This window comes from Desulfonatronum sp. SC1 (assembly GCF_003046795.1).
GTDB lineage: Bacteria > Desulfobacterota > Desulfovibrionia > Desulfovibrionales > Desulfonatronaceae > Desulfonatronum.
This window is the reverse complement of record NZ_PZKN01000065.1, coordinates 1-2983: the sequence shown is the minus strand read 5'-3', so window position 1 is coordinate 2983 and position 2983 is coordinate 1. Positions and strand designations below refer to the sequence as shown.

Sequence of the window (2983 nt, the reverse complement as noted above, 5' to 3'; positions counted from 1 at the left end):
TGAAGATGGCGGTCTGTCTGCCGACGGTATTTCATCCCTGGGCACGGTGACCTACTCCGGGGTCTGGGGCGGCGTGATCTTGGTCAAAATATCCCTATTGGTCATCGCGATCCGGGGAGACATTCATATCCGCAGGTTGTTTTCAAAAAACATCGCCATAGACGTTTTTTCTAACCTGTTGTATGTTAGAAATCAAATATCTGAAATGGTATGGCATGGACATAGCGTAAGCACAATGTGCGTCTAGTCCGGGAAGGCAGGGCAGGTGCCGGCCCGCGAGATTGTCCTTTAACGCTTGATTTCGCCGTCTTCCCTGCAAATCAGCGCGTTTCTTGCCCAAGGCAACGCTTATTGCAAGTTCATTATTGAATCAAAATTTATCATAGGAGTCTAATTTAATGGCCAAGCCTATCTACTCTCTACTTGTAATCAGTCTGTTTGTTTTTTGCTTTGTCGTTTTTTTGAGCACAACAAATGCTCAGTCAGCAGATTCTTTTACTGTTGCAGATGTTTCTTCACATATAAGCACTGTTACTACAAATTATGTATATGGAGATGTTTTAACACATCATTTGGTTAGTGTGCCTTCAAAATTAAATTTAATTGCAAATGTTAATGCTGATGAAATTTTTTTTTACGATGCAAATGGTGATCAATTTGAAGAAAGCACACTTACGCTTAAAGAAAACGATGAAGAGAATGTTTCCAATATAGCAACATTTATTTTTACAACTACTCCTTCAGGTGAACCAGAATTTGCAGGAGGTGATGGCTCTCCAGGTGATCCTTACCAAATATCTAGTTGCAACCAACTAAATAACACTAGATTATATTTATCAAAACACTTTATACTAAATAACGATATTGATTGTGATGTTGCTCCATTTAATGCTGGAGATGGTTTTGAACCGATTGGAAATGATGTAGATAAGTTCACTGGTATTTTTGATGGCAATAATTTTGGAATAGCCAATTTATTTATTGACAGAACGACAAACTATGTAGGTCTATTTGGTTTTGCTGATAATTCTGAAATTATTAGTTTAAGTTTAATTAATGCAAGTATAAAAGGAGGACATTATACTGGTTCTTTAGCTGGATATGGAACAAACTTATATATTGACAATGTTTCAATATCGGGTGAAATTAGCAGTAGCAAACAATACACTGGTGGACTTATTGGAAGAATTGAAACAAATTCTGCAATAAACAACTCTGATACTGATGTTATAGTTAATGGAACTGGTTATGTTGGAGGAATTACTGGATTTAATGATAGTATAATTGACAATTCTCATTCTTTAGGTACAGTTAATATTAACAATCCTGGCTATATGGCTGAAAATGCAGGAGGTCTTGCTGGTTATAACCAAGATGATGGCATTATTGACAATTCATTCTCAGAAGCAAATATAGTTAATATTGCTTCCAATGGACTTAATAGAGCTGGTGGCTTAGTTGGTTACAATTGGGGTATAATTGATAATTCTCATGCAACTGGAAACGTCTCTGGAAGAGATGGAGTTGGTGGTTTAGTTGGAACTAATAGAAAATCTGTTTCCAATTCCTATTCAACAGGAAATGTTATAGCAACAGGTGATAGTATTGGTGGATTAATTGGAAACCATGATGGATTAGATATTTTAAATTCACATGCGACAGGAAATGTTGAATGTACTGTTTGGAATTGTTCCAATGTAGGTGGCTTAATTGGACGGGCTAGTAGTTCTGTAAATTCAACTATATACAATTCTTTTGCTACAGGAAATGCAACTGGTGGTACAACCAGTTTTAGCGGTGTTGGAGGATTCATTGGAAAACTTGAAGGAAATTCAAGAGTTGACGCTTCTTATGCTACTGGAGATGTAACTTCTGCAGAAAGAGCAGGAGGATTTGTAGGGCTAATAAAATCAAATGCAATCATTAACAATTCATATGCAACAGGAAATGTACTACACAGAACAGGAGCAACTAACGATAAAAAAGGAGGCTTTATTGGATTAGCTGAAGATAATGCAGAAATTCATAGATCATACTCTACGGGAAATGTTATTAATGGATATACACTGGGTGGTTTTATTGGCCGTGGAGATGACAATGTAATAATAATGGATTCTTATTCAACAGGATATGTTTCAGGAACTGGAGTATTAGGTGGTTTTATAGGGGATGGTCGCAACAATCTAACAATAAATAATTCTTTTACTACTAGTTTTGTAGATAATTCAACAGATGAAAATATTGGTGGATTTATTGGAAATATATTAGGTGATACAAGTATTTCAAATTCATACTGGGACATTGATACTACAGGACAAACAACATCGTTAGGTGGAGAAGGAAAAACAACTCTTGAAATGAAACAAATTGCCACCTTCATCGACTGGGACTTCAACACCGTCTGGGGCATCAATCCCGGCAAAAATTCCGGCTATCCGTATCTCTTATGGCAGGAGTTTGAACTCGGGCCCCTGCAAGCATCCGTAACCACTCAGGCCGTAACGAGTATTGGCACTACTTCGGCCACGGGCAACGGAAACATCACCAGCCTGGGCGACCCCGATCCCACGGCCCACGGCATATGCTGGGCAACCACGACTGATCCAACCACGAACGACACTTGCGACGACAAGGGCGCAGCTACGACTACCGGCCCCTTCACGGCCGATATCACCGGACTCACCCCCAACACCACCTATTATGCGCGGGCCTTTGCCACGAACACGGCGGGCACGAGCTACGGGGATACCCAACAATTTACAACAACACTTTCAACCTACACAGTGACCCCCACTGCCGGGACCGGAGGCACGGCCAGCAACGCGGGGACCTATGCACACGGTTCAACCGCCACGATCACGGCCACGGCCAACCCGGGACATGTCTTTGTCAACTGGACCGAGGGCAGCACCGTGGTTTCCTGTGATGCGCAGTACTCGTTCACGGTCACGGGCAACCGCACCCTGCGGGCTAATTTCAGCCG

2 protein-coding genes are annotated in these 2983 nt (G+C 41.0%); both read left to right on the top strand.

Going from position 1 to position 2983, the window contains the following annotated elements; all coding sequences use genetic code 11:
- Positions 1-247, top strand: a 247-nt coding sequence (locus tag C6366_RS20375; protein ID WP_233248570.1) for a hypothetical protein, incomplete at its 5' end; no start/stop codon positions are given.
- Between the two features lie 151 nt (positions 248-398).
- Positions 399-2983 (top strand): GLUG motif-containing protein (locus C6366_RS19420; protein ID WP_199221566.1); only part of this gene is annotated, 2585 nt, incomplete at its 3' end.